Consider the following 23,809-nt stretch of genomic DNA (forward strand, 5'->3'; position numbering starts at 1 on the left):
GATCGGTTACCGGCGGAGCCCGCCGAGGTCACCGAGTGGCCTTGTCGTCGACCCGGTCGTCCAACCGCTCCGGCTGGTAGCGAATGCCCAGGACGTCGGTGGGCCGGTCGATCGCGGGAGCGTTGCCCACCTCGGCGAGGGCGAGCGGTCCGGTGTTGGAGCCCGACCGCGACGCCTGCTTCACCTTCTCCACCGCGACCCGCGCCGCCTGCGCCAGCTCCGCCGCCTGTTGCAGCGAGGGCTCGGGGTCGACCGGTTCGGGCTCCGGTTCCGGCGCGGGCTCGGAGCCGGAACGCTTGCGGGCCAAGGCGAACGGGGCATCGGTCCTGCGCTGCTGGGCCCGGTCGACCAGCACGACGATGCCGAGCAGCAGCACCAGGCCGACACCACCGGTGATGGCCAACGCGCGCAGCTGCCCCGAGCGGGTCGTGCTGATCGTGTCCGACGGGATGATGTCGGTGAGCGTGAGCTGCTGGTCCTGCGGCACCCGCATCTCGTCCTGCCTGCGCTTGAGCTCGCCGCGGATCTCCCGCATCGCGATCTCCGCCGTGGTGCGCGCGGAGTCCGCCGTCGCCCCGGTGGCGATGACCGTGATGAACGGGCTGTCCGCTGCGACGGTTCCCCCGCCCTCATTGGAGATCTCCAGCTCCGCGGTGGCGCCCTGCTCGACCATGCGCTGCCGCGCGAGCGGGGTGTTCACCACCTTCAGCAGCAGGATCGCCGCCTGCCCCTGCGCGGGGTCGACGGCGGCGAACGGGTTGCGGTCGGTACCGCCGTGCGCGCGCAGCACGAGCATGCTGGCGTTGGACCGGTACTGCTGCGGGACCAGGAACGCCACGCTCGTCAGCAGGGCGACCAGCCCCACCAGCAGCACGGCGGCCAAGGCCCACCGCTTGCGCAGCGTGCGCAGCAAGTCCAGAGCGTCCACGTTGTTCTCTCCGATTGCTTTCGAGACTTCGTCAGAGGCGCGGTTTTCCCGCGACCGCGATGCGGGCTCCGTCGACCGCCGCCTTCACCACGTTGCGCGCCATCGGCACCGCGTTCGCGCGGAACCACGGGTACAACGCGAGCATGGCACGTCCGCGGTCGGTGGCGGACAGCGGAGACCGTTTGACGGCCCGGACGTACCAGCCCGCCTCCTCCACATTGGGTAGAACGATCTTGCGACCATCGGTGCGCTGGGTGCGGTACCACTCGCGCTGCGAGGTGCACTGCGTGAGCCTGCGCTCGTGCAGACGGTGCAGCAGAAGTCTTTCCCGCACTTCGACGAAAGGTCCGTGCAGCGCCAGCTCGGCCACCAGGATGCGGTCGTTGTTCTTCACCGGCGGCAGCAGCTGCGTCTTGCGCAGCACCTCGCGGCGGAACAGGCCGTAGCAGTGGTAGTTCTCGTGCTCCTTGGCGATCAGGTCGCGCAGCCGGAGGACCGGGTCGATGTGGTCGGTGTTGCAGACGTCGTCCCAGCCGCCGATCACCTTGCCACTGCTGTCGATCTGGGTGGCGGAGGTGAACGACAGCACCGCGTCGTAGCGGTATCTCAGCGCCTCGTAGAGCTTGTGGAGCCGGTCCGGCGCGTAGGCGTCGTCGGAGGCGGCCCAGGTGAAGTACGGGCTGTTGACCTCGTTGACGAGCATGTTGTGGTTCGCGGTCACGCCGACGTTGCGGGGACGGCGGTGGTAGACCACTCTCTTGTCGCGGCGGGCGAGCTCGCGGCACAGCTCCTCGGTGCCGTCGGTGGAGCAGTTGTCGGCGATGTGCAGCTCGAAGTCGACGCCGGTCTGGGCGAGCAGCGACTTCAGCGACGAGGCGAGGTACGGCTCGCCGTTGTACACCGGCAGGCCGACGGCGACGGGCACGGGGGCACGCCCGGTCAGCGGCGGTGCCTGTCGGGGTATCTGGTGGTCCATGGCACGTCCTGGGGGTTAGGCGGCGGAAAGCGGGGCGAGTGGGTCTGGCCGTGGCTCGGCGATCACCCAACGGCCACCGTTGGCTTCGATCTGGGGCAGCGCCGTCCTGGCCTCGGTGGCCAGGTCGGGCAGGAAGAGCAGGACGACGTCGGGTTCGGCGGCGACCAGCTCCGCTGGGGAGATGACGGGGACACCGCTGCCGGGCATCCGCCGGTTGTGCTTGGCGGGCGCGGCGTCGGCGATGGCCGGTAACAACACGCTGTCGATGCCTGCGCGGCACAGCAGCGCCACCGCGCGCGACGCGGCGCCGTAGCCGAGCACGCGGCGCCCGGCCTGCCGTTGCTCGGTCAGGTACCGGCGCAGCGCGTCGGCGGTCGCGGCGGCCTCGTCCTGGAGGGCGCGCAGGCGGGTCGGCTCGGTGATCCGCATCGCCTCCTCCTCGGCGAGCAGCGCGCGGACGATGCCGTCCGGCTCGGCCACCCCGGTGCGGGAGGCGGCGAGCAGCACTGTGCCGCCGTAAAGGTCGAAGGTCCACGCCGTGCGGGCGGCGAGTCCCGCCTTGGCGAGCATCGCGGTCAGCGCCGTCGTGGAGTAGTAGGCGTAGTGCCCGTGGCGCAACGCGTTCCACTGTCCACATCGGATGATCGTGGCCAGCGAGTGGTACTGGAGGAGCAGGACGCCCTCGGGGCTGAGCCGGGCCGCGCGTTCGGCGAGCGCGGCGGCCTGGTCGGGGCAGTGCATCATGCCGAAGCAGTCCAGGATCACGTCGGCCTCGCCGCCCTCCACCGGCCGCAGCCCGCGTTCGCGCAGCATGGCCAGCCAGCTCCCGCCGTGCGGGCTGCCGTACTCGGCCACGCGCGCGCCCTCGGGCAGCAGCCCGGCCCTGGAGACCCGGTGCACGGCGTCGCGGGCCTGCGCGACGAGCGCGGCGGGCTCGGCGCCTCTGGGCTCCTCCGGCACGGTGGGGTCGGTCAGCAGCTGCGCCAGCCCGCACCCCGCGCACAGCCACATCTGCAACGGGTGCCTGGCGTCGGGGCCGGGCTCGACCAACCGGGGGAAGTGGTCCGACGCGGGCTGGCGCCCCAGGTCGAGCACGATCTGACCGTCCCGCCCGCGGCAGGCACGGCACACCGGTTCGCTCATCAGCACTCCCTCGCCCACGCGCACATCGGCCCCATCGCCCTCTTCCCCGGTTTCGCTACATCCACACCGGACCGGGTGAATGCCAAGGCCGAAACGGGGGGAAAGATGGGCGAGTGCTGGTTGAGACGACGACGCTCGACGGAGTCCTGGTGTTCACGCCGACTCCGCACCACGACGACCGCGGACTGTTCACGCGCACCTTCGACACCGAGATCGCGCGGGCGCACGGACTGGACCCGGACGCCTTCACCCAGGACTCGCAGTCGCGGTCCCGGCAGGGCGTGCTGCGCGGCATGCACGGCCGCAGCGGGCGTGGCGAGGCCAAGCTCGTCCGCTGCGCGCGCGGAGCCGTGCACGACGTGCTCGTGGACGCGCGTCCGGACTCGCCGACCTTCGGCCGCCACGAGGCGTTCCTGCTCGACGACGAGTCCTTCCGGCACCTCTACGTGCCGCCGGGCCTGCTGCACGGGTTCCAGGCGCTCAGCGACTGGGCCGATGTCTGCTACCGCATCGACCGGCCGCACGATCCCGCCGAGGACGTCGCGGTGCGCTACGACGACCCGGACCTGGCGATCGCGTGGCCTGCCGAGGTGAGCCTGGTCAGCGCCAGGGACGCCGCCGCGGGTTCCTGGGCGGCGCTGCTGGCGGCTTCCTGACTCGGGGAGGACGGTGTTCACGGGACCGGAGCACCCACCGGCCGCATGTCCTGCGCGAGGCTGCCACCGGCCTGCCGGTCGGCAAGCCGCGCGAGGCGGGTGAACCGCTTGGTGAACGCGTGCTCGGTCAACCCGTGCTCGGTGTAAGCGGTGTGGAGCTCCGCGGCGCCCGCCGCGACAGTCCACTGTGGAGAGTAGGCGGGCAGGTGCTCCCCGATGCGGGAGAAGTCCACCCGGTAGGAGCGCGGGTCCGCGCCCGCCTCCCCGGTGATCACCAGCTTCGAGCCGGGCACCGCGTCGACCACCGCGGCGGCGATCTGCGCCACCGTCAGGTTGTTCTCCGCCATGCCCACGTTGAAGGCGCGGCAGTGCACGGCCTCGCGCGGCGCGACCAGTGCGGCCAGGAACGCGTCCGCGATGTCCTTGGCGTGCACCAGCGGACGCCACGGCGTGCCGTCGGAGAGCACCCGGACCTCACCGCTGAGCACGGCGTGACCGACCAGGTTGTTCAGCACGATGTCCGCGCGCAGCCGCGGCGAGAAGCCGAAGGCCGTCGCGTTGCGCAGGAAGACCGGGCTGAAGCTGTCGTCGGCGAGCGGGACGAGGTCGTCCTCCACCCGCACCTTGCTCTCCGCGTACGGCGTCACCGGACGCAGCGGAGCGTCCTCGCCGACCAGCTCCTCTCCCGCCGCTCCGTAGACCGAACACGTTGAGGCGTAAAGGAAACGGCGCACACCGGCGGCGCGTGACAGCCGGGCGAGGCGGGTCGAGGCGAAGTGGTTGATGTCGTAGGTCAGCGACGGCGCGAGGGATCCGAGCGGGTCGTTGGACAGCGCGGCGAGGTGGATGACGGCGTCGAAACCGGTGAGCTGCTCAACGCTCACGTCCCGCAGGTCCACCGCGATGGTCGGCGGGTCGGCGGGCGCCGGTCCGAGCACGCAGTCGGCGAACAGCCCCGAGTCCAGCCCGACGACGTCGTGCCCGGCCTCGGCCAGGCGGACCGCCATCACGCTGCCCAGGTAACCCTGGTGTCCGGTCAGCAGGACACGCATCTAACCCATCCCTCCAGCTGTGGTGCTCACCCCGAGCACCACCTTGTCCACGAAGAAGGCCTCGGCGTAGCGGGAGCGGCACTGCACCCCGCGCATCCGGGCAAGGCCGAGAAAGGTCTCGGCGTCGAACCAGTCCCGCGCGCGCTGCGACGGGTAGCAGGCGTCCAGCAGCTCGACCTTGCGCAGCGCCGTGCCCGCTGCCAGCGGCACGAACGCGACCGGCTGCGCCATGTCGCTGTCCCACTTGACGATCTCGTAGCCGAGCACGAGCTGGTCGCGGAAGGCGCTGGGCACCAGCCGCGCGAGCGCGCGGTGGTCCTGGTGCGCGTCGTGCTTGGCGGGACCGATCACCACATCCGGGGAAACCTTGCGGCTCAACGACTCCAGGGCTTCCTTCGCCCGGTCCCAGTGCGCGGGGATCCGCCCGTCTGGCAGGTCGAGCACCTCGACGTCGAGCTCGGCGCCGGGGCAGAACGCGGCCAGTGCTGCGCGTTCCTCCTCCTCGCGCTTGGTGCCACCGCCGCTGAGCACCAGCGCCGTGACCTTCAGGCCCGGCGAGGCGGCGCAGGCGGCCAGCAGCGTGCCACCAGCACCGATGGCGATGTCGTCGCAGTGCGCGCCGAGCGCGACCACGCTGCCGAGTTGGTCCGGCACGAGGGAGAGCACGGTCAGCGCACCCCGCTCAGCCGGATCACCTCGGCGACCGCGGGCTCGGGCTCGGCCTCCCACAGCATCCACGGGCGGTCACCGACGGCGTAGCCGCGCTCCAGCGCCGCCCGCTCCTTCACCGTGTCCGCGGGCTGCCAGAAACCGCGGTACGGGTAGGCGATCAGCCGCTCCTGCTTGGCCAGTGCGCCGCACGCGTCCTCGACCAGGTCGCCGTGCGGCGGCAGGTGGTCGAAGACCTCAGGGCGCAGCACGAAGTAGCCGCCGTTCTCCCACAACGGCAGGCTGCTGACCGGGGTGATCCCGGAGACCTTGCCGGACTCGCCCAGCTCGACGCAGTGGAAGGAGGACTGCGGCGGCACCACCATCATCGAGGCGGCGGCGCCGGTGGTGCGGACGCGGTTGACCATGTCGTCCAGCGGCGCGTCGGTGAGCACGTCGGCGTAGTTGGCCAGGAAGATCTCCTCGTCCTCGACGAGGTGGCGCACCCGGCGCAGCCGCTCGCCGATCGGCGAGTCCTGGCCGGTGTTGACGAAGGTGATCGTCCAGTCGCTGATGTCGGAGGACAGCAGCTCCACCTTGCCGTCGCGCAGCACGAAGTCGTTGGACGCGGCCTCGGAGTAGTTCAGGAAGTAGTCCTTGATGTACTGCGCGCCGTAACCGAGGCACAGCACGAAGTCGGTGTGGCCGAAGTGCGCGTAGTAGCGCATCACGTGCCACAGCAGCGGGCGCGGGCCCACCGGGTGCATCGGCTTGGGCAGGTCGTCCGCGGAGCCTGTGCGCATCCGCATGCCGTACCCGCCGCAGAACAGAACGACCTTCATCGGCCAACCTCAACGATCTCAAGAGTCGGGACGGGGAAGACGAGGCGGCCACCCCACTCGCCCACATAGCTCAGCTGCGCGGTCAGTTCCTCGCGCAGGTTCCACGGCAGGACGAGCACGTAGTCGGGCTTGTCCACGGCGATCCGCTCAACAGGGAGGATGGGGATGCGCGTGCCGGGGGTGTAGCGCCCGTGCTTGTACGGGTTCCGGTCGACGGTGTAGCCGAGCAGGTCCGGCCGGACGCCGCAGTAGTTCAGCAGCGTGTTGCCCTTGCCGGGCGCGCCGTAGCCGACCACGGTCTTGCCCTGCTTCGCCGCGTCGACCAGGAAGCCGAGCAGCTCCCACCGGGACCGCTGGACGTCCTGGGTGAACCGGGCGTAGCCGTCGACCTCGTGCAGCCCGGCCGCGCTCTCGGCGGCGAGCACCTCGGCCACCGCGGGGGTGACCGCGGAACCGGAGCCGAACGGCCTGGCCCACAAGCGGATCGAGCCGCCGTGCGTCGGAACGAGCTCCACGTCGACCAGTTCGAGGCCGCCCGCCGCGAGCGCGCGCTGCGCCGAGGCGACCGTGTAGTACTGGAAGTGCTCGTGGTAGATGGTGTCGTACTGGGTCTGCTGGATCAGGGTCAGCAGGTGCTGGACCTCGATCGAGACCCAGCCGTCGTCGGCCACGAGCTCGCGCAGCCCGTGGGTGAAGCCCAGCACGTCCGGGATGTGCGCGTAGACGTTGTTGGCCACCACCAGGTCGGCGGCCCCGTGCTGGGCGCGGATCCGGCTCGCGGTGTCCGGGCCGAGGAACTCGGTGACCGTCGGGACGCCCTTCTCCCTGGCCGCATCGCCCACGTTGACCGACGGCTCGATGCCCAGGCAGCGGATGCCCGCGGCGACCACGTGCTGGAGCAGGTAACCGTCGTTGCTGGCGACCTCGACGACGAAGGAGCCCGCGTCCAGGCCCAGCCGCGCGGTCGCCGACTCGACGAACCGGCGCGCGTGCTCCACCCAGGAGGTGGAGAAGGAGGAGAAGTAGGCGTACTCGGTGAAGGTCTCCTCCGGCTTGATCAGCGGCGGCAGCTGCGCGAGCAGGCACTGCCCGCACACCCGCAGGTGCAGCGGGAAGGTCGGCTCCGGCTCGTCGAGCTGCGCCTCGGTGAGGAACAGCTCGCACGGCGGGCTCGCGCCCAGGTCCAGCACGGAGTGCAGCTCCCGCGCGCCGCACAGGCGGCAGGAGGTGCTGCTGCCGAGCCGGCTCAGCGGCTCGGTGACCCCGGTCGAGCTGCTCAGGCTCGTGATGCTCATCAGTACGCTCCCTTGCCGCCGACGACCGCCGACACCGTCTTCCAGAGGATCACCAGGTCCATGGACAGCGACCAGCTCTCCACGTAGCGCAGGTCGATGCGCACCGACTCCTCCCACGAGAGGTCGCTGCGGCCGCTGACCTGCCACAACCCGGTCATGCCCGGCTTGACCAGCAGCTTGCGCCGCGCGTCCTGGCCGTAGCTTGCGACCTCCTCGGCCAGCGGCGGGCGCGGGCCGACCAGCGACATCGAGCCGAACAGCACGTTGAGCACCTGCGGCAGCTCGTCGAGGGAGTAGCGGCGCAGCACCGCGCCGACCCGGGTCACCCTCGGGTCGCGGCGCATCTTGAACAGCGGGCCGGAGCCCTGGTTGACCCCGGCGAGGGTGTGCTTGAGCCGGTGGGCGTCGACCACCATCGAGCGGAACTTGAGCATCGGGAACGCCTGGCCGCCCCTGCCGACGCGGTACTGCCGGTAGAACACCGGCCCGCCGTCGCCGAGCTTGATCGCCGCGGCGATCAGCAGCAGCACCGGCGCGAGCAGCACGGTCAGCACCAGCGCGCCGATCCGGTCCATCACCGACTTGATCAGGCGCGGGATGCCGCTGAAGGTCGGCGCGCTGACCCACAGCATGGTGAGGCCGAACACCGGGGCCACGTGCAGCCGCGGCCCGGCGACCTCCATCAGCGCGGGCGTGACCACCAGCTCGGCGGTGCTGCCCTCCAGGTCCCAGGCCAGCCGCTGCACCCGGTGCGGCGTCCACTCGGGGGCGGGCGCCACCGCCACCACCCGGTAGCCGCCGAGGCGGGCGCGCTCGACGAGCTCGTCGAGGTTGCCGACCACCGGCACCCCGTCGACCTCGGCGACCTGCCCGAGACCGAGGCCGTCGGGCGTGCACACCGCCTCCACCCGCCAGCCCAGGTGGGAGTCGGCTCTTGTTCTCTTGATCAGGTCGTGCACCGCGTCGACGGTGCCCGCGGCCAGCACCGGCAGCAGGCAGCTGCCGTCCCGCCGCCGCGCGTGCAGCATCTTGCGGAGCAGGTAGCGCTGGGAGACCGCCGCCACCGCGAGCGCGGGCATGCCCACGAACACCCACGGCCGCACCTCGTCAAGGCGCAGCGCCAGCGCGATCACCGACAGGGCCAGCATCGCGATCACGGCGGCCCGCCCGACCCTGCGGAACTCCTCGGGCCCCTGGCCGAGCACGCGCACGTCCCAGGCCCGGCACAGCGGCAGCACCATCGCCGCGACCGAGCCGGAGCCCACCCCGAGCAGCGTCAGCGTCGGCGGCGTGTACTGGGCGCTACCGCTGACGGCGACGCCCACGGCCACAAGAGTGGAGACGGCCGCGACCGCGCAGATGTCGGAGACGATGACCGACCGTTGGTAGCGCTGTTCCCAACCGAGCGTATTTTTCGAAAGTTGTAACGCGGGGTTGTCATGGAACGATGTATTTGCTTTTGACGTTCCAGGCAAAACGGATGTCACTTTTCACCTCAGTGGTCCACGCCACACACCTAGAGCGCTCCGAGGTGTAACTTTCCATGAAAAGCCCAGGTCAGACCCTTCAAAAGCGCGCAGCGCGATGTCGTTGGGAATTAACGGGAAAGCCGACCCCGCTTCGACTTTCCGCCCACACGACTCACGCGCCGCGGCATGCAATTACACCCCGTCGCCGCGCAAAGGTAATCAATTCAAGAAAGCATATGCCATCGTCCGATCGGGGGACGCCTGAGGGACGTAGCGTGACGGTGGACGGTTGCCGCAGGTGGGAGGCGCACGGGCGCGGTCACCGGGATGGTTACGTGCCATGATCGTTGTCACTCGGACATCTCAACGCGCCCACGACCGTGACGCCCCGGAGATCCCGCCGTTGCCTGGGGCGGGTGTCCTTCGATCCGGGGAGGCGGGATGACACCCCGTGCGGGCGCCCGGTCCCCCGTCACGGCGACACCGGGGCGGCTCGGGTCCGGCCGCGCGGGCCGGGTCAGGTAGGGCCGCAGCAACCGGGCGAGCGCGAGGCCGGGCGCCAGCAGCGGGACCATCAGCGACAGCGCCGCCGCCATCACCCCGGCGCGCAGCACGTCCCTGGGCAACAACCGGACCCGGCGGACGATCATGCGGCCACGATTGGGTACCGAGAGCAGGGCCAACAGGGTGACGAAGCCGACGAGGGCGCACCCGGCCCGCAGCACCGCGGGCCCGTACCCGATGCCCTCCCCCGCCACCATGAGCACCAGCCACCCGGCCAGCGCTGGCACCTGGGCCCGCTCGCTGGTCGCCGCCCACAGCAACCCGGCGCACACGGCCACCCACCCCAGCAGCTGCTGGTGCTCCGGCTCCCGCAGCCAGGCGGTGACCGCGGCCAGCCACCCGGGGTCAGGCGCTCCGAACCTCCCGGTCACCGACCGCACCACGTCCAGCGGCGACCACCGCGCCCCACCCTCCACGAACTGCCCGCCGACCCACACCAGCGCCCACAGCGACAGGGGCAGCGCCACGAGCAGCTGCGACCGCGGCCGCGTCGCCAACGCCGTCCACGCCTCGGTGAGGTCCCGTACCTTCGCCGCCACCCGCAACTCCCCGCCGCAGCCACCCGAAATCGTGACTCGATCGTGCTGGCGGGTCTGGCACCGGGCAACCCGTGCGACCCGACCGGGCAGCGGTGCTCATGCACTACCCGCCGGTATCACTCTTCTGCTTCGCCATGCCGGAAAGTGCGTGGAGACAGACCAACACCGGTCGTGGCACCATCGGTGGCGGAAGTGGTCGGCGCGTACGTGTCCCCCGGGCCTCACCCCTTCGGCCGTTGTGGAATACCGGTGACGCAGGAGCCACATCGGGCCATCCGCCGAGAGGCGACCTACCGCCGACCACTTCCTCTGCCGTGTTCGGTCGCCTCTGGCGACCTTCCCGGTGTCCTCATCATGTTGGGGGGCCGAGCCCCCCACGCCCCCACGGTTCGGGCTTCTTGCGTTCTCTGCGTGGCTTCGTTGTGAGTTGACCAGCATCGGGCTGTGACGTGCGCTTGTACGTCCACAGTGGACTTGCTGTCAGCCCTTGACGGCGCCGCCCAGCTGGTTGCGGATGAAGTGGCGTTGGGTGAGCAGGAAGACCAGGGCCACCGGGAGCGTGGAGACCAGGGCGATCGTCAGCTTCAGCGGGAGCTGCTGGCCCTCGCCGAGCGCCCCGCTGACCAGCCGGGCCAGGCCCAGGGTGAGGGTCTCGTACCGGGAGTCCGATGTGGACACCAGGAAGTGGGCGAACTCGTTCCACGAGCTCTGGAAGGCCAGCACCGCCAGGGTGGCCAGTGCCGGGCGGACCATCGGCAGCACGACGTTCCACCAGGTGCGCACCACGCCCGCGCCGTCGATGCGGGCCGCCTCCTCCACCTCCCGGGGGACCTGCTCGAAGGCCTGCTTGAGCAGGAAGATGCCGATCGCGTCGGTGACCAGCGGCAGGATCATGCCCAGGTAGGAGTTGTACAGGGAGAACTGGCGCAGCAGCAGGAACTTCGGGATCAGCAGCACCACGGCGGGGACGGCCGCCAGGGCCAGCACGCCGGAGAAGACCAGCCCGCGCCCCGGCCAGCGCAGCCGCGCGAGGGCGTAGCCCGCCAGCGCGTCGACCAGCAGGCGGCCGAAGGTCACGCACACCGTCACCAGCACCGAGTTGGTCAGCCAGCGGGGCACGTCCACGGCCGGGTCGGCCGCCACGCGCTGGTAGGACTCCGTGGTGACCGGGTCGGGGACCAGGGACAGCGGGTTGGCGACGGCGTCCGCGTCGGTCTTGAAGGTGGTGGCCAGCTGGATCAGGAACGGCCCCAGGTAGCAGACCGCGCCGAGCAGCAGCACCGCGTGGCCGAGCGCGCGTCTCATGAGGTCCTCCCGTCCCTGAGCAGGCGGCGCTGCGCCCAGGTCAGGGCGACGATGATGGCGAAGAGCAGGAAGGCGATCGCCGCGCCGAGGCCGTAGGAGCCCTCCGCGAAGGACCGCTGGTAGGACAGGAAGGCCGGGGTCAGCGTGGTCTTGGCCGGGTTGCCCTGGCCCATCACGTAGATCTGGTCGAAGACCTGCCAGCTGCCGATCAGGCCCATGGTCAGCACCAGGAAGACCGTCGGCATCAGCATCGGCACGGTGACCCTGGTGAAGCGCTGCCAGCGGGTCGTGCCGTCCACGTCGGCCGCCTCCAGCACGTCCTCCGGCAGGTTCTGCAACGCCGCCAGGAAGATCAGCATGTAGCTGCCGGAGGTCGTCCAGACGACCAGCAGCGTCACGGCGCTCATCGCCACCGACGGCCCGGACAGCCACTCCCACACCGACAGCCCCCACAGCCGGGTTCCGGTCAGCAACGCGGGCGGGGCGGACGGGTCGGCGATCCCCAGCCAGCCGAGCACCTCGTGCACCACGCCGCGCGGGTCGGCGAACCACGTCGGCCCGTCAACGCCGAAGAAGCCGAGCACCGTGTTGACCGCGCCGGAACCGGCGAACAGGAAGAGGAACACCACCGAGACCGCCACGGAGCTGGTGACGGAAGGGAAGTAGAACGCGGCGCGGAAGAACCCCCGCCCGCGAAGGGCGCGGTTGTGCACCACCACGGCCAGCCCGAGCGCGAGCAGGGTCTGCGTGGGCACGGCGATGGCGACGAAGTAGAAGGTGTTGCGCACGCTGAGCGCGAAGTCCCTGCGCGCCAAGCCGTCCTCGGTCAGCAGCGCGGCGTAGTTGTCCAGCCCCACCACGGGAGCCTTGCCGGACAGCGGGCTGTAGGTGCCGTCCCAGTCCAGCACGCTGACCCACAACGCCAGCCCCATCGGCAGCAGCACGAACACCACGAGCAGCGCGATCCCGGGCGCGGCGAACAACCACCCGGCGACCGCCTCCCGCCGCTTCGCCGTAAGCCCGCTCACCGGCCGAGCACCTGTTCGGCGTTGCGCTGCGTGGACTCCAGGATCGCCTTCGGGTCGGCGCCGCCGCTGAGGCCGAGCAGCTGCGCGTCGAAGTCCTTCAACACCGACTCCAGGCCCTTCGCGGTGGGCTCGCCCTGCGCGTACTCCGCCCCGGCCAGGAATGCCTGCTGCTCCGGGTGCGCGCGGCCGAACAGGCCCGCGGCGACGCGGCGCGAGGGGATGACGCCGAAACCCTCGCCGAGCGTGGTCTGCTGCGAGACGTCGGTGAGGTAGGTGACCAGGCTCTCCGCCGCCTGCCGGTTCTTGCTGGCGGTGGGGATGCCCCAGCAGTTGGTGAACGCCAGCGTGCCCTTGCCCCCAGGGCCCCGCGGCAGCTCGACCGCGCGCCACTTGCGCTGCGGGTAGTCCTTGGCCAGCGCGCCGATCACCCAGTTGCCCTCGATCACCATGGCCGCGCTTCCCTTGCCGAGGGCCTCGCCGCTCCACCCGGAGTCGACCTGCTTGGCGAAGGCCGTGCTGCCCGAGCGCAGCAGCCGCTGGACGTACCGCAACGCCTGGAGGTTCTGCGGACTGTCCACAGTGGCCTTCTTGCCGCTCGGGTCCACCAGCCAGCCGCCCGCCTGCCGGAAGAACGCGCCGATGCGGTCCACGTCGTCCATCAGGACCAGGCCCTTGCGCTCCCGCGTGGTCAGCCGCTTCGCGACGGCCTCCAGCTGGTCCCAGTCCTGGGGCAGGTCGGCGTCGGAGAGCCCGGCGGCCGCCAACGCCTCGGTGTCGATCACCAGGGCCAGGGTGGAGAAGTCCTTGGGGGCGCAGACGAACTTGCCGTCGTGGGTGAAGATCGACCTCAGGGTGGGGAAGATGTCGTCCGCTCCCGGCAGCCGGTCGCCGTAGCTGTGCAGCGCCCCCGGCCCCGCGTAGCGGGAGAACGCGCCGGGCTCCAGCACGAACACGTCCGGCGGGCTACCCCCGGCGAAGCCCTGCCCGAGCTGCTGCGGCAGGTCGGCCGCGGCCACCACGTTCACCTTGTTGCCGGTGCGCTCCGCCCAGGTCCGCATGATCGAACCGGTCGCCTCCAGCTCCGCGCCGCCGGTCGAACCGAGCAGCACCTGGAGGGTCGCGGGTCCGCCCGCCCGCTGGCCCGGCACGTCGTCGAACCCCTCGCCGCAGCCCGCCAGCACCAGTGTCGCCGCCAGCGCCGCCCCGATGCGGCGCCGTCGTCCGTTCATCTCATCTCCTCTCGCTACTCGCTCGCACCACCAGCTCGGGGCGCAGCAGCGATCCCGTCTCGGATGTGTTGTCCAGCAACGACAGCACCTGGTCGGCGATCCGCTCGACGGGCTGTCGCACACTCGTGAGGCCGGGCAGGGTGGCCGCGGCGAGAGGGCTGTCGTCGAAGCCGGTCACCGCGACGCCCGACCCAGCGGGTACCCCGCGCTCCGCGAGCAGCGCGAGCGCGCCGAGCGCGACGGCGTCGCTCACCGCGACCAGCGCCGTTGGCTGCTCCTCGGCGTCCAGCAGCACGGCGGCACCGCGGCGGCCGGCCTCGATCGTGTTGGCACCACGAACAACCAGTCCGTCCTCTGTGGACATACCGAGCCGGGTGCACTCCTCGGTCCAGCCGCGCAGCCGGTCGTCACCGACCCCGTCGCCCTGCCGCCAGCCGAGGAAGCCGATGCGGCGGTGCCCGAGGGAGTGCAGGTGCCGGACCACCTCGCGCATGCCGTGCGCGCCGTCCACATCGACCCACGGCCCGGCCTGACCGGGGGACCAGGTGCGGCCGAAGGCGGCGAAGGGCACACCGCGCTTCGCCAACCAGCCGGGACGCGGATCGTCGACCACCGTCTCCGCGAGCACGAAAGCGTCCACCGCGCGCTGGGCGAGCAGGTCGTCGTAGACCGCGAGGCCGGGCTCGCCGAGCGGCGCGGTGAACAGCAGGATGTGCCGGTCCCGCGCCTCGGCCGCGGCGCACAGCGCGTGCAGGAAGTCGTCCATCAACGGCGTGAGGACTCCCCGGTCGCGCGGGGTCATCCGGTAGCCGATCATCCCGGTGCTCCGGGTCCGCAGGCCGCGCGCGTTGCGGTTGGGCCGGTAGCCCAGCTCCTCGATGACCGCGCGGACGCGGTCCAGCGTGTCCGGGTGCAGCCGCTGCGGGGCGTTGAGCGCGTTGGACACCGTCTGCCGGGACACCCCGGCACGCGCCGCCACCTGCTCCAGGGTCGCCCCGTCACGATTGCCGCTCATCCGCTCTCCCTTGATCGCCGGTGGGGATGCCACACTGTGTCGCACCGGCCATATGAACGTTCAAACAGGCCCGCTTGGCGCGATTTGAACGTTCATATGGCGCGGAAGAGTGAACCGCGTCACTGGATTTGTCAAGAGCGAGGGAGCTGGCCGTGGCCGACCGGGTGTACCTGCAACCGACCTTGCACGAGCTCGTGACGGTGCTGCGCGCACCGTCCGCGGTGCTCGGCCAGACCGACGGGCAGCTGCGGGCCGACGGCGCGCAGGGCTTCTACCGCGACGACCGCCGGATGCTGTCCCGGCTGGAGATCGACGTCGACGAGGTCGCCCCGACCGGGGTCGCCCACCGGGCCGAGGAGGCGGAGAGCGCGCGCTTCCTCGGCGTGCTGCGCGGCCTCGGCGAGCCCTCCGCCGACCCGAAGCTGCGCCTGCGGCGCCGGCGCAGGCTCACCGACTGCGACCTCGTCGAGCGCTTCGAGCTGGTCAACTCCGGGGCCACCGTGGTCGAAGCGACGGTCCGGATCGTCGCGGCCACCGACCTCGCCGCGGTCACCGGGGTCAAGTCGGGCGCGGTGCCGCGGCCGGTCACCCCGAGCACGGCGAGCTCCTCGGCGCAGTGGGACGGCGACGGCTGCCGCGTCGTGCTGCGAGCAGACCGAGCATCCGAGATCAGCTCCACAGTGGACAGTGCGGTGCTCACGTGGGACGTCCGGCTCGCTCCCGGCGCGAGCTGGGAGACGGCACTCGTGGTGACCGCGTTCGAAGAAGGCGCGGAGGGCTTCCTCCCGCGCAGGCCCGCGCGGCCGCCGAGACTGGCCCCGCTGCGCCTGCCCGTGCTCGACCACGGGTCTTCGGCCGTGCCCGCCGACCACCGGGCGGCGAAGCTGGCCGAGCGCGGCCTCGCCGACCTCGACGGCCTGCTGCTCGCCGACCCCCAGCAGCCGGGAGCGGCGTTCCTCGCCGCGGGCAGCCCGTGGTTCTTCACCCTCTTCGGCCGTGATTCCCTGTGGGCGGCAAGGCTTCTGCTGCCGCACAACCGCGACCTGGCACTGGGCACGCTGTGGGCGCTCGCCGCACGGCAGGGCAGGCGCGATGACCCCGCTACCGAGGAGCAGCCCGGCAAGATCCTGCACGAGGTCCGGCGCGGTGAGCTCACGCTTCCCGGACTGACCCTGCCACCGCTGTACTACGGCAGCGTCGACGCGACGGCGCTGTGGGTCTGCCTGCTGCACGACCTGTGGCGGGCCGAGCCGGACGTCGAACGCGTCCGGCCGCTGATGCCGCACCTCGTCGCCGCGCTGGAGTGGATCGCCGGTCCTGGCGACGCCGACGGCGACGGGTTCTGCGAGTACGCGGGCTCCGACGGCGCGGGCCTTGCCAACCAGGGCTGGAAGGACTCCTCGGACGGAGTGCGCTGGGGCGACGGCCGGATCGCCGACCGGCCGCTCGCGCTGTGCGAGGTCCAGGGCTACGCCCACGCCGCCGCGCTCGGCGGGGCGGAGCTGCTCGACGCGCTGGACGTGCCGGGCGGTCAGGGGTGGCGCGACTGGGCGGCGGCATTGCGCGAGCGGTTCCGCGCCGCGTTCTGGGTGACCGACAGGTTCGGCAGCTACCCAGCGATCGCGTTGGACGGGCGCAAGCGCGCGGTCTCCGGGCCCTCGTCGAACATGGGGCACCTGCTCGGCACCGGCATCCTGTCCCCCGAGGAGGCCGAGCTCGTCGCGGAGATCCTGGTGCGTCAGGACATGAGCTCCGGCTACGGGCTGCGCACGCTGTCCTCGGACACTGCCGGGTACAACCCGCTGAGCTACCACTGCGGCAGCGTCTGGCCGCACGACACCGCGATCGCGGTCCTCGGCCTGGTCGCCGAGGGCCACGAGGAACGTGCCCGCGTGCTCGCGCGGGGGCTCCTCGCGGCGGGCGAGGCGTTCGACTACCGGCTGCCGGAGCTCTACGGCGGCGACAGCGCGGCCGCCGGCGACCCGGTCACGGCCTACCCGGCGGCGTGCCGCCCACAGGCGTGGTCAGCCGCCGCTGGTGTCGCGGTCGCGGGTTTCCTCGCGGGACAACAGCATCCGCTCGGGCAGCCCTGGGCGCGACACGTGCTCGCCTGACCTTGCCCCAGGGCTTGTAGTACGACAGCACCGTCGCGACGAGCAGCAAAGTGGTCACCACGATCGCGTTGGCCAGCAGGGAGTACTGGATCGAGCCGACGGCCGCGGCGTCGAGCGAGTCGATCGGCACGGCCATCACGCGCTCGGCCGACTGCCGCAGCAGTGCGGCGATGAGGAGGTTCCCGCCGAGCACCGTGGCCAGGTTGATCGCCAGCTTCGCGATCACCCAGTACTGCCTGACGAGGCCCCAGTGCGTGCCCAGCGAGAGCACGACACCGCTGACCAGGGTGCCGAGGCTGAACGGTGCGTACAGCGACGGGCCGAACTCGCCGAGCACCACGTAGGCGGCGTGCAGCACCCGCGGGTTCTCTGCGGTGATGCCCGCGAGTGCGAGCACGATCACCATGACCTCGAATCCGATCCACGCCACGCCGAACACCACGTGCACGAGCAGCGCGAGCTTGCGCGTACGGGGTTTGAACTGGCCTTTCACGTGCTCGTCCCTTCGTCCGCCCTCCGACTTCAACCACGAAACCATTCACACACTGAATGATTTCTCAGCGGTAGTGTTCGGGTATGGACACACCGAGGGGCGTGGCGTTCCTGCTCAGCCAGCTGGGGGCGCACGGGGCGCGGCGCTTCGCCGAGCGGCTGCGCCCGCTGGACCTGGAGCCCAAGCACGTCGGCCTGCTCCGGATGATCGCGGCGGCCGACGGCCCCTCGCAGCAGGAGCTGGGCGAGCGCATGGGCGTCATCCCGAGCCGCATGGTGTCCTTCGTGGACGACCTGCAGGAGCGGGGTCTGGTCGAACGCAGGCGCAACCCCAAGGACCGCCGGGCGTACGCGCTGCACCTGACGGAGAAGGGCGGCAAGGCGCTCCGCCAGGCGATGGTGACCTCGGTTGAGCACGACGAGGAGATCTGCGCGCCGCTGTCGCAGGACGAGCGCGACGTGCTCGCGCGGCTGCTGGAACGGCTGTCCGGGGCGCACGGCCTCCTTCCAGGCGTGCACCCCGGATACCGGCACCTGAAGTGACTCAGCAGCGGTAGCTGGCGTTGGGGTGGCCGTTCTCGCAGTACCGCACGTGCAGGTGGTTGGAGTGGTTGGCCAGCGGCCGGGTCAGGCCCTCCTTGATCAGGACGGGGTCGTTGAACCAGACCACCTTCACGTGGCCGGGCGCCGCGGCCTTGATCGCCTTGACCAGCTGCCGGGTGGCGGAGCGGTCGTAGGTCGGGGACTCCCAGGTGATCCGGCCCGCGGTGCACTGGGCGCTGTCGGTGCGGATCGGCCAGATGTCGGCGTCCAGGCCGACGCGGTGGCTGGCGTGGCCCTTGATGGCGCCGCCGTGCTCGAAGGCGATGTCACCGACCGGGATCTTGCCCTGCTTGGTCTCGGCGAAGCTCCGCGCCGCGGCCTCCAGCTGCGCGATCGCCGCGCCGGTGCCCCAGTTCGCGGTGCCGTTGCCGTCCGGGTCCTTGTCGCACAACCCGGCGCCGAAGTCCGGGTAGCTGAAGTGCCACAACAGGTTCTTCCAGGTCTGCGGGCTTGCGACCCCGTCAGCGCCGATGCCGGCGTGGGACTGGAAGCTGGTCACCGCCTGCTTGGTCGCGGCGTCGAAGGTGCCGGTGACCCCGAGCGAGAGCGTGCGCTTGCTGTTGAGCTCGGCCTGCAGCGCGGACACGGCGTCGCCCTTGTCGCCCTCACGCACCTGGACCACCAGCGCGCCCCAGGTCTTCTCGCCGACGATGCCGTTGACGGGCAGCGACTTCGCCCGCTGGAAGGCCTTCACGGCCGTGGCGGTGTCGGCGCTGAAGACTCCATCGACCGCGGTGGCGTGACCGTGCTGACGCAGCAGGTACTGCAACGCGGTGACGTCGACACCGCGGTTGCCGACGCTCTGGGTCGGGTCGAACGCACCGGAGTACGCCACAGCCGTCGGTGTCACCAGTCCGAGCGCCAGCGCCGCGGCTGCCCCGGCAACCAGGCATCTGACCAGTCGTGACGCACTTCTGAGCAGCAGGGTCGACATGAACGGTCTCCGTTCCTCGAAATTTGTCAGAATTTTTCCCACGAGTCACAGAGACGGGCAAGGGTTCACGCGAACCACTCGGAAGAATGAATGGATTCGGAGGCCGACCATTCGTGGTGGTTACATGTCGGCGCGGTTCGGGGAGCTATGCGCGGCGGCGTGCCGCGCCATGACAAGGAGTTGTTGTGCAGCAGCGGCCCCGCCTGCCGTTCCCCGTCTGGTCGCTGGCCACGGCCACCTCCGCCGCCATCGCGGTGATCCTCAGCGTCGTCCTCTCGGACCAGTTCGCCTCGACCGGTGCTCCCGGCGGCACGGGCGCGGAGGTGCCGCAGCCCGGTGCGGGCGAGCCGGGACAGCGCTGGGAGACCAACCCGGACGGCCGCCCGATGGAGTTCCAGCCGGGCCGCCCCACCTCGGTGAGCCTGGTCCCGAGCACCACGGTCGTCGACGGCACCACCGTGGTCACGCCGAGCCCGTCCCCGGTCCTGCTGCCCATCCCCACGATCGTGCCGACCCTGATCCCTCCGGCTCCCGCCCCGGAGACCCCAGCGGCCACGACGACCGGAGCGCTCCCGGTCACCACCACACCCGCGACCACGGGCCCCGCCACCACCGGCCCCACCACCACACCCGGCGTGGTCGCCCCCACCTCCTGACCCGCGTCCGCGCGCGTGGGGCAGGACCTGGGGCGACTACTTGCACAAGGGCAACTGTCGCTCGCTAGAATTCTTGCCCTACGACAAACACCTTCTGGAGGCTGGCGGAATGTCGAGGCTGCGCGCGGCTGGGCACCGGTCTGTCGGCCGCTGCCGCCCTCTCACCGCGCTACCCGGTCTCCCCGCTGCGCAGCCCGCTCCGCACCGAGGCGACGCGGAAGGCGTCCAGCCCGGCCAGCAGCGCCTCCCTGGCCTGCGAGGGCATCGCCTCCAGCACCACGCCGAGCTCCTCGCGCCGGGTGAGCCGCAGCTCCTCCAACAGGCGCTGGCCGTCCTTGGTCAGCCGCAGCGACACCTCGCGGCGGTCGGTGGGGCCCGTGGTGCGCGCCAGCAGGCCGGCCGCCTGCAACCGGTCGCACAGCCTGCTCGCCGAGGACGGGATCGCGCCGAGCTCCTCCGCCAGGCCGCCGAGGTTGATCGCGCCGTGCTGCTCCACCACGAGCAGGGCGCGCAGCTGCGACGGGGAAACCTTCGGGTGCAACCGTTCGGAGCCGCGCCCCCACACGATCACCAGCGCTTCGGCGGCAGCCTCCACCGCGGCCGCGACATCGGCCGGCAGGTGGTTGGGGTGCCGCACCAGCGCCATACTCCGCTCTGACGAGAAGCGTCGACATATCCGCCCCGCGTGTGGGGCATCATCCAAGTACAGCGGTCCCGGGCAGGGCCGTTCCCTCCGCGCCCGGAGCTTCGGGAGGACCTGTTGCATCCGACCCATCGGCTAGCTGTCGCTGAGCGTGCCATGGTGCGCGCGCCCGCGCACAGCCTCGGCAACGTCCTGGGGGACATTCTCCACACCCACTACGGGGTGGCGGAAGCCGAGGTGTACCTGGCCGACTACCGGATGTCGGCCCTGGAGCCGATCCTCGACCGCGACGGCGAGGGCCTGCCCGTGACCTCCTCGGCGGCGGGCACGGCGTTTTCCCAGCAGAGGCCGGTGCTCGACGGGGAGTTCCACTACCTGCCGATCAGCGTGCGCGGCGACCGGCTCGGCGTGCTGCGGCTGCGCTGGCGGCCGGGGACCGCGCCGGACGAGGCGACCGCGGCCGAACTGGCCGAGCTTGCCGAGCTCAGCGGGCAGGCGCTGATCGCGGCGGAGGTGGTCACCGACCGCTTCCGCAGGGCCCGCCGCACCGAGCGGCTCACCCTGGCCGCGGAGATGCAGTGGGACCTGCTGCCGGGCCGCTGCCTGGAGAGCGCGGAGTTCAGCCTCGCCGGCCAGCTGGAGCCCGCCTACGCGGTGCGGGGCGACAACTTCGACTGGAGCGCCGACGACGAGCACCTGACCATCGCGGTCACCAACGGCATGGGCGAGAGCGTGGACGCGGCGCTGCTGACCAGCCTGGCCATCCACGCGCTGCGCAACGCCCGCCGCGCCGGGGTGGACCTCGCCGACCAGGCCGCCCTCGCCGACCAGGCGATCTGGGCGCAGTACGGCGGCAAGCAGCACGTGTCCACCCTGCTGCTGCGGATCGAGCTGGCGTCCGGGCGGCTCGCGGTGATCGACGCGGGCTCGCCGCAGATCTGGCGGATCCGCGGCGAGGAGGTCGCCGACGTGCGGCTGGAGCCGCAGCTGCCGCTGGGCATGTTCGACAGCACCGACTACCTGGAGCAGCACTTCGACCTGCTGCCCGGCGACCGGCTGGTGATCGTCAGCGACGGGGTCCACGAGGCGGCGGTCGGCGAGCGCAGGTTCGGCGAGGAGCAGCTGGCGCTGACGCTGGCCGCCACCCGGGCGGTCTCCCCGCCGGAGGCGGTCCGGGCGATCATGGCCGACCTGCACGAGTTCGGCGGTGAGGCGGACCTCGACGACGACGCCGTCGCGGTCTGCCTCGACTGGCGGGGCCGCCCCGCCTGAGTCACGCCCGGCGACGACGCAGCAGCACCCCACCGAGGACCAGGGCCAGCAGCACGACACCACCGGCCACCGCGATGACCACCCAGCCGCTCGTGGACACCGCGCTGTTGGTCGCGGTGGCGGTGGTGCCGACCTCAGCGGGCTGGTCGGTGCCACCGGACGCGGGCACCCCGCCCTCGCCGAACGTCCCGTTCCGCTGCGCGTCGGCGGACCCGAAGGCGTAGGCCGGTCCCGGCTCGGCGTCGCCGGTCAGCGTGACGTCGAGCCGGATCGGCACCGGGTTCGTGGAGCCGCCGTCACGGGTCGGCCCGAGCTTCACGGCGATGTAGTACCAACCCGCGACGCTCTGGTTGCGGGCCTTGGTGTCCTCGGACGCGCGGTTGTTGTAGCGCACCGGAAGCGTGGCGAGCGCGGGCTTGCCGGTGGGCATGACGGTGGCCGAGCCGGTGTAGCTGGTGAAGTTGTGGTCGAGCTCCTCGCGGAACGGCGTGTACAGCGTGGTGGTGGCGTTGGACAGGCTTTCCAAGCCGCGGTTGCCGGTCTCGGCGTAGTGCACGCGGTAGGCCAGTCCCTGCCCCCAGTCGACCTTCACGCGGTAGAAGACGAACTCGCCGCGTTGCAGCGTGTCGGTGTAGCTGCCGGAGCCGCCCAGCGTGCCCGCGACGTTGAACGAACCACCGCCGGTCACCGGCGTCTTGGCACCGTTCGGCTCGGTGAAGGCCGCCATCGTGGTCGCCGCGGGCGGACCGGCGTCGGTGACCGCGGGCTCGACTCCGGCCAGCAGCTCGATCGGCAGCCGCTCCGGCATGCCGTTGGCGACACCGCTCCATTCCAGCGCGAAGTAGTAGCGACCGCCGCCCTTGCACTTGTCACCGGAAACAGAACCCGTCTTCTGCTTGGTCGCGCCGTCCCAGGTCTTGGCGACGGTCAGGGCCGCACCGTGGCTGGAGTTGACCACCGACTCGAAGTCGAACTGGTGGCAGTCCGCCCCATCGGCACCGTAGACGCGCACGTTGAGCGAGCTCGTGTCGCCGTTGGGGTTGTCGTTGCGCACACGGGGGAAGGACAGGGTGCCGCTGAAGTACGCGGTCGCGCCCTGCGGCACGTCCACCGCGTAGTAGCGCTTCTCCTTCTGCCCGATCGTGTCCAGGTACTGCCCCGGTGCCGCGACGGGCGCGGTGTCGTAGGTGGCGGTACCGGTGATCGGCGTGCCGGAGGGCTTGTAGTTGCGCAGCGCGGTCGCGGTCACGCGCGGCAGCACGCGCTCCAGGGACTTGCCGTCCGGCGCGTCGGTGTAAGTGCCACCGGTGTTCTGGGCGATGCACGTCAACTGCTTGCGCGCCTTGGCATCAACGCCGAACCCGACCGCGTGCATCACGATCTTCGCGCCCTGCTGGTTGAGCTCCTTGGCGACCTCGCAGGGCTCCGGCGGCGCGCACGTGTCCTCACCGTCGGAGACGAGCACGATCGACCGCGGTCCCGACTTCGGCAGGGAGTCGGCCGCCTTGCGCAGCGCCGTCCCGATCGGCGTGTAGCCCTTCGGCGTCACCCCGTCCACGGCGGCGGTCAACCCGCCCTTGTCGATGGTGTCCGCGGCACGGAGCACCTTGACGTCCTGGCAGCCCGCGGCCTTCTCGGCGTCCGACGAGCCCGTGCCGGTGCCGTAAACGGTCAGGCCGACCTTCGACTCGTCCGGGGCCGCTGTGATCAGGGTCCGCATCGCGGTCCTGGCGGCGTCCATCTTGGTCCCGCCGCCCGGATCGGCCTGCTTCATCGACCCGGACGCGTCCAGGACCAGCATGGTCGGCGCGTACTCCTGGTCGTGCGCGGCCGCGGGCACGGCCGCCAGGGACAGCGCGGCCACCCCTGTCACCGCGGCGGCGAGCAGCCTCGTGAACCTCAACGTGTTCTCCCACTTCCTCGGACGGACCAACGCCCCTCGGACGCACCCGCAAACAGCATGGTTCCACCTGTTAACGAATAATTTCCGACCGAAAAAGATCCTGCTCAGGCGCTCATCTGGGTCCAGACGACCTTGCCATCCGGCCCGTACTCGGTCCCCCAGTCGGTGCTCAGCGCGGCGACGATCACCAAGCCGCGGTGCCGCTCGTCGGCCGGTCCGGTGCTGCGCAGCCTCGGCCGCTCCGCACCGCCGTCGCCGGTCTCCAGCCGGATGCCGGTCCTGTCACGGCTCAGCCCGAACCACACCGGCCCCGCCCCGTGCTCGACGGCGTTGGCGACCAGCTCGTTGGCCACCAGGACGGCGTCGCGCACCAGGTCGTCCGGCATGCCCCAGCCGCAGAGCACGGTGGTCACGAACGCCCGGACCGTGGCACAGGACCCAGGTTCGAGCGGCAACCGGACGACTGTCCGCGTGGACTCCGAACTCGCTGCCTCTGGCACTCA

General features: G+C 71.4%; 22 protein-coding genes and 1 pseudogene. 5 read left to right on the top strand and 18 right to left on the bottom strand.

From position 1 onward, the window contains the following. Nucleotides 1-28 precede the first annotated feature (28 nt). From ACFFQA_RS34880 to ACFFQA_RS34890, 3 genes are read right to left on the bottom strand one after another with little or no spacing between them, the layout of a single operon-like run. Nucleotides 29-928 (bottom strand): hypothetical protein, encoded by a 900-nt coding sequence (locus ACFFQA_RS34880; RefSeq protein WP_377861647.1) that lies wholly within the window; start codon nt 926-928, stop codon nt 29-31. A 31-nt stretch (nt 929-959) separates the two neighbouring features. Next, complete coding sequence (locus ACFFQA_RS34885; RefSeq protein ID WP_377861650.1) at nt 960-1,904, bottom strand: glycosyltransferase family 2 protein; 945 nt, start codon at nt 1,902-1,904, stop codon at nt 960-962. A gap of 15 nt (nt 1,905-1,919) precedes the next feature. After that, a complete protein-coding gene (locus tag ACFFQA_RS34890; protein WP_377861653.1) occupies nt 1,920-3,047 on the bottom strand; it encodes a class I SAM-dependent methyltransferase in 1,128 nt (375 codons plus the stop codon). Between the two features lie 113 nt (nt 3,048-3,160). On the opposite strand from ACFFQA_RS34890, the gene ACFFQA_RS34895 reads away from it, so the two are divergent. After that, the gene (locus ACFFQA_RS34895; RefSeq protein WP_377861655.1) at nt 3,161-3,703 is read left to right on the top strand and encodes a dTDP-4-dehydrorhamnose 3,5-epimerase family protein; all 543 of its coding nucleotides are present in this window, start codon (nt 3,161-3,163) and stop codon (nt 3,701-3,703) included. A 17-nt stretch (nt 3,704-3,720) separates the two neighbouring features. On the opposite strand, the gene ACFFQA_RS34900 is transcribed toward ACFFQA_RS34895, so the two are convergent. From ACFFQA_RS34900 to ACFFQA_RS34945, 10 genes are all read right to left on the bottom strand, one after another. Then, the gene (locus ACFFQA_RS34900) at nt 3,721-4,755 is read right to left on the bottom strand and encodes an NAD-dependent epimerase/dehydratase family protein (protein WP_377861658.1); all 1,035 of its coding nucleotides are present in this window, start codon (nt 4,753-4,755) and stop codon (nt 3,721-3,723) included. Continuing rightward, nucleotides 4,756-5,421, bottom strand: a complete 666-nt coding sequence (locus ACFFQA_RS34905) for a PIG-L deacetylase family protein (RefSeq protein ID WP_377861661.1) — start codon at nt 5,419-5,421, stop codon at nt 4,756-4,758. Nucleotides 5,422-5,423: 2 nt separating this feature from the next. Beyond that, a complete protein-coding gene (locus ACFFQA_RS34910; protein ID WP_377861664.1) occupies nt 5,424-6,245 on the bottom strand; it encodes a sugar phosphate nucleotidyltransferase in 822 nt (273 codons plus the stop codon). Next, complete coding sequence (locus ACFFQA_RS34915) at nt 6,242-7,540, bottom strand: methyltransferase domain-containing protein (RefSeq protein WP_377861666.1); 1,299 nt, start codon at nt 7,538-7,540, stop codon at nt 6,242-6,244. The genes ACFFQA_RS34910 and ACFFQA_RS34915 overlap by 4 nt, the downstream gene beginning before the upstream one ends. After that, nucleotides 7,540-9,027, bottom strand: coding sequence for a sugar transferase (locus tag ACFFQA_RS34920; RefSeq protein WP_377861669.1), 1,488 nt, complete (start codon nt 9,025-9,027; stop codon nt 7,540-7,542). The genes ACFFQA_RS34915 and ACFFQA_RS34920 overlap by 1 nt, the downstream gene beginning before the upstream one ends. A gap of 332 nt (nt 9,028-9,359) precedes the next feature. Next, complete coding sequence (locus ACFFQA_RS34925) at nt 9,360-10,112, bottom strand: phosphatidylglycerol lysyltransferase domain-containing protein (RefSeq protein WP_377861672.1); 753 nt, start codon at nt 10,110-10,112, stop codon at nt 9,360-9,362. A 480-nt stretch (nt 10,113-10,592) separates the two neighbouring features. Next, nucleotides 10,593-11,417 carry a carbohydrate ABC transporter permease gene (locus ACFFQA_RS34930; RefSeq protein ID WP_377861675.1) on the bottom strand — a complete coding sequence of 275 codons (825 nt, stop codon included), beginning with the start codon at nt 11,415-11,417 and terminating at the stop codon, nt 10,593-10,595. Beyond that, complete coding sequence (locus ACFFQA_RS34935) at nt 11,414-12,445, bottom strand: carbohydrate ABC transporter permease (RefSeq protein WP_377861679.1); 1,032 nt, start codon at nt 12,443-12,445, stop codon at nt 11,414-11,416. The genes ACFFQA_RS34930 and ACFFQA_RS34935 overlap by 4 nt, the downstream gene beginning before the upstream one ends. After that, nucleotides 12,442-13,674, bottom strand: coding sequence for a sugar ABC transporter substrate-binding protein (locus ACFFQA_RS34940; protein ID WP_377861682.1), 1,233 nt, complete (start codon nt 13,672-13,674; stop codon nt 12,442-12,444). The genes ACFFQA_RS34935 and ACFFQA_RS34940 overlap by 4 nt, the downstream gene beginning before the upstream one ends. Before the next feature lies 1 nt (nt 13,675). After that, a complete protein-coding gene (locus tag ACFFQA_RS34945; RefSeq protein ID WP_377861685.1) occupies nt 13,676-14,689 on the bottom strand; it encodes a LacI family DNA-binding transcriptional regulator in 1,014 nt (337 codons plus the stop codon). Nucleotides 14,690-14,910: 221 nt separating this feature from the next. Here ACFFQA_RS34945 and ACFFQA_RS34950 point away from each other — a divergent pair. Beyond that, a pseudogene (locus ACFFQA_RS34950) lies at nt 14,911-16,665 on the top strand (glycogen debranching N-terminal domain-containing protein); the annotation flags it as partial. A gap of 10 nt (nt 16,666-16,675) precedes the next feature. On the opposite strand, the gene ACFFQA_RS34955 reads toward ACFFQA_RS34950, so the two are convergent. Next, the gene (locus tag ACFFQA_RS34955) at nt 16,676-17,296 is read right to left on the bottom strand and encodes a hypothetical protein (RefSeq protein WP_377861688.1); all 621 of its coding nucleotides are present in this window, start codon (nt 17,294-17,296) and stop codon (nt 16,676-16,678) included. 83 nt (nt 17,297-17,379) lie between these two features. Between ACFFQA_RS34955 and ACFFQA_RS34960 the strand changes: the two genes are divergently transcribed. Then, nucleotides 17,380-17,838 carry a MarR family winged helix-turn-helix transcriptional regulator gene (locus ACFFQA_RS34960; protein ID WP_377861690.1) on the top strand — a complete coding sequence of 153 codons (459 nt, stop codon included), beginning with the start codon at nt 17,380-17,382 and terminating at the stop codon, nt 17,836-17,838. Between the two features lies 1 nt (nt 17,839). On the opposite strand, the gene ACFFQA_RS34965 is transcribed toward ACFFQA_RS34960, so the two are convergent. Continuing rightward, nucleotides 17,840-18,832, bottom strand: a complete 993-nt coding sequence (locus tag ACFFQA_RS34965; RefSeq protein WP_377861692.1) for a penicillin-insensitive murein endopeptidase — start codon at nt 18,830-18,832, stop codon at nt 17,840-17,842. A gap of 185 nt (nt 18,833-19,017) precedes the next feature. Here ACFFQA_RS34965 and ACFFQA_RS34970 point away from each other — a divergent pair, with 185 nt between their 5' ends. Beyond that, a complete protein-coding gene (locus ACFFQA_RS34970; RefSeq protein WP_377861695.1) occupies nt 19,018-19,488 on the top strand; it encodes a hypothetical protein in 471 nt (156 codons plus the stop codon). Between the two features lie 169 nt (nt 19,489-19,657). On the opposite strand, the gene ACFFQA_RS34975 is transcribed toward ACFFQA_RS34970, so the two are convergent. Beyond that, nucleotides 19,658-20,125, bottom strand: a complete 468-nt coding sequence (locus ACFFQA_RS34975; RefSeq protein WP_377861698.1) for a MarR family winged helix-turn-helix transcriptional regulator — start codon at nt 20,123-20,125, stop codon at nt 19,658-19,660. A gap of 162 nt (nt 20,126-20,287) precedes the next feature. Between ACFFQA_RS34975 and ACFFQA_RS34980 the strand changes: the two genes are divergently transcribed. Further along, nucleotides 20,288-21,403, top strand: a complete 1,116-nt coding sequence (locus ACFFQA_RS34980; protein WP_377861700.1) for a PP2C family protein-serine/threonine phosphatase — start codon at nt 20,288-20,290, stop codon at nt 21,401-21,403. Nucleotide 21,404: 1 nt separating this feature from the next. Here the strand turns inward: ACFFQA_RS34980 and ACFFQA_RS34985 are convergent, their stop codons facing one another. Further along, nucleotides 21,405-23,306 (bottom strand): vWA domain-containing protein, encoded by a 1,902-nt coding sequence (locus ACFFQA_RS34985; RefSeq protein WP_377861703.1) that lies wholly within the window; start codon nt 23,304-23,306, stop codon nt 21,405-21,407. 104 nt (nt 23,307-23,410) lie between these two features. Continuing rightward, complete coding sequence (locus tag ACFFQA_RS34990; RefSeq protein WP_377861706.1) at nt 23,411-23,806, bottom strand: ATP-binding protein; 396 nt, start codon at nt 23,804-23,806, stop codon at nt 23,411-23,413. Nucleotides 23,807-23,809: the final 3 nt, after the last annotated feature.

Source organism: Allokutzneria oryzae (assembly GCF_042429765.1).
Taxonomy (GTDB): Bacteria; Actinomycetota; Actinomycetes; order Mycobacteriales; family Pseudonocardiaceae; genus Allokutzneria; species Allokutzneria oryzae.

Bases quoted from the DNA above. Each gene is read 5' to 3' on its own strand.
- ACFFQA_RS34885 (WP_377861650.1), bottom strand. From the start codon at position 1,904: ATGGACCACCAGATACCCCGACAGGCACCGCCGCTGACCGGGCGTGCC.
- ACFFQA_RS34890 (WP_377861653.1), bottom strand. From the start codon at position 3,047: ATGAGCGAACCGGTGTGCCGTGCCTGCCGCGGGCGGGACGGTCAGATC.
- ACFFQA_RS34900 (WP_377861658.1), bottom strand. From the start codon at position 4,755: ATGCGTGTCCTGCTGACCGGACACCAGGGTTACCTGGGCAGCGTGATG.
- ACFFQA_RS34910 (WP_377861664.1), bottom strand. From the start codon at position 6,245: ATGAAGGTCGTTCTGTTCTGCGGCGGGTACGGCATGCGGATGCGCACA.
- ACFFQA_RS34915 (WP_377861666.1), bottom strand. From the start codon at position 7,540: ATGAGCATCACGAGCCTGAGCAGCTCGACCGGGGTCACCGAGCCGCTG.
- ACFFQA_RS34930 (WP_377861675.1), bottom strand. From the start codon at position 11,417: ATGAGACGCGCGCTCGGCCACGCGGTGCTGCTGCTCGGCGCGGTCTGC.
- ACFFQA_RS34940 (WP_377861682.1), bottom strand. From the start codon at position 13,674: ATGAACGGACGACGGCGCCGCATCGGGGCGGCGCTGGCGGCGACACTG.
- ACFFQA_RS34945 (WP_377861685.1), bottom strand. From the start codon at position 14,689: ATGAGCGGCAATCGTGACGGGGCGACCCTGGAGCAGGTGGCGGCGCGT.
- ACFFQA_RS34960 (WP_377861690.1), top strand. From the start codon at position 17,380: ATGGACACACCGAGGGGCGTGGCGTTCCTGCTCAGCCAGCTGGGGGCG.
- ACFFQA_RS34965 (WP_377861692.1), bottom strand. From the start codon at position 18,832: ATGTCGACCCTGCTGCTCAGAAGTGCGTCACGACTGGTCAGATGCCTG.
- ACFFQA_RS34980 (WP_377861700.1), top strand. From the start codon at position 20,288: ATGGTGCGCGCGCCCGCGCACAGCCTCGGCAACGTCCTGGGGGACATT.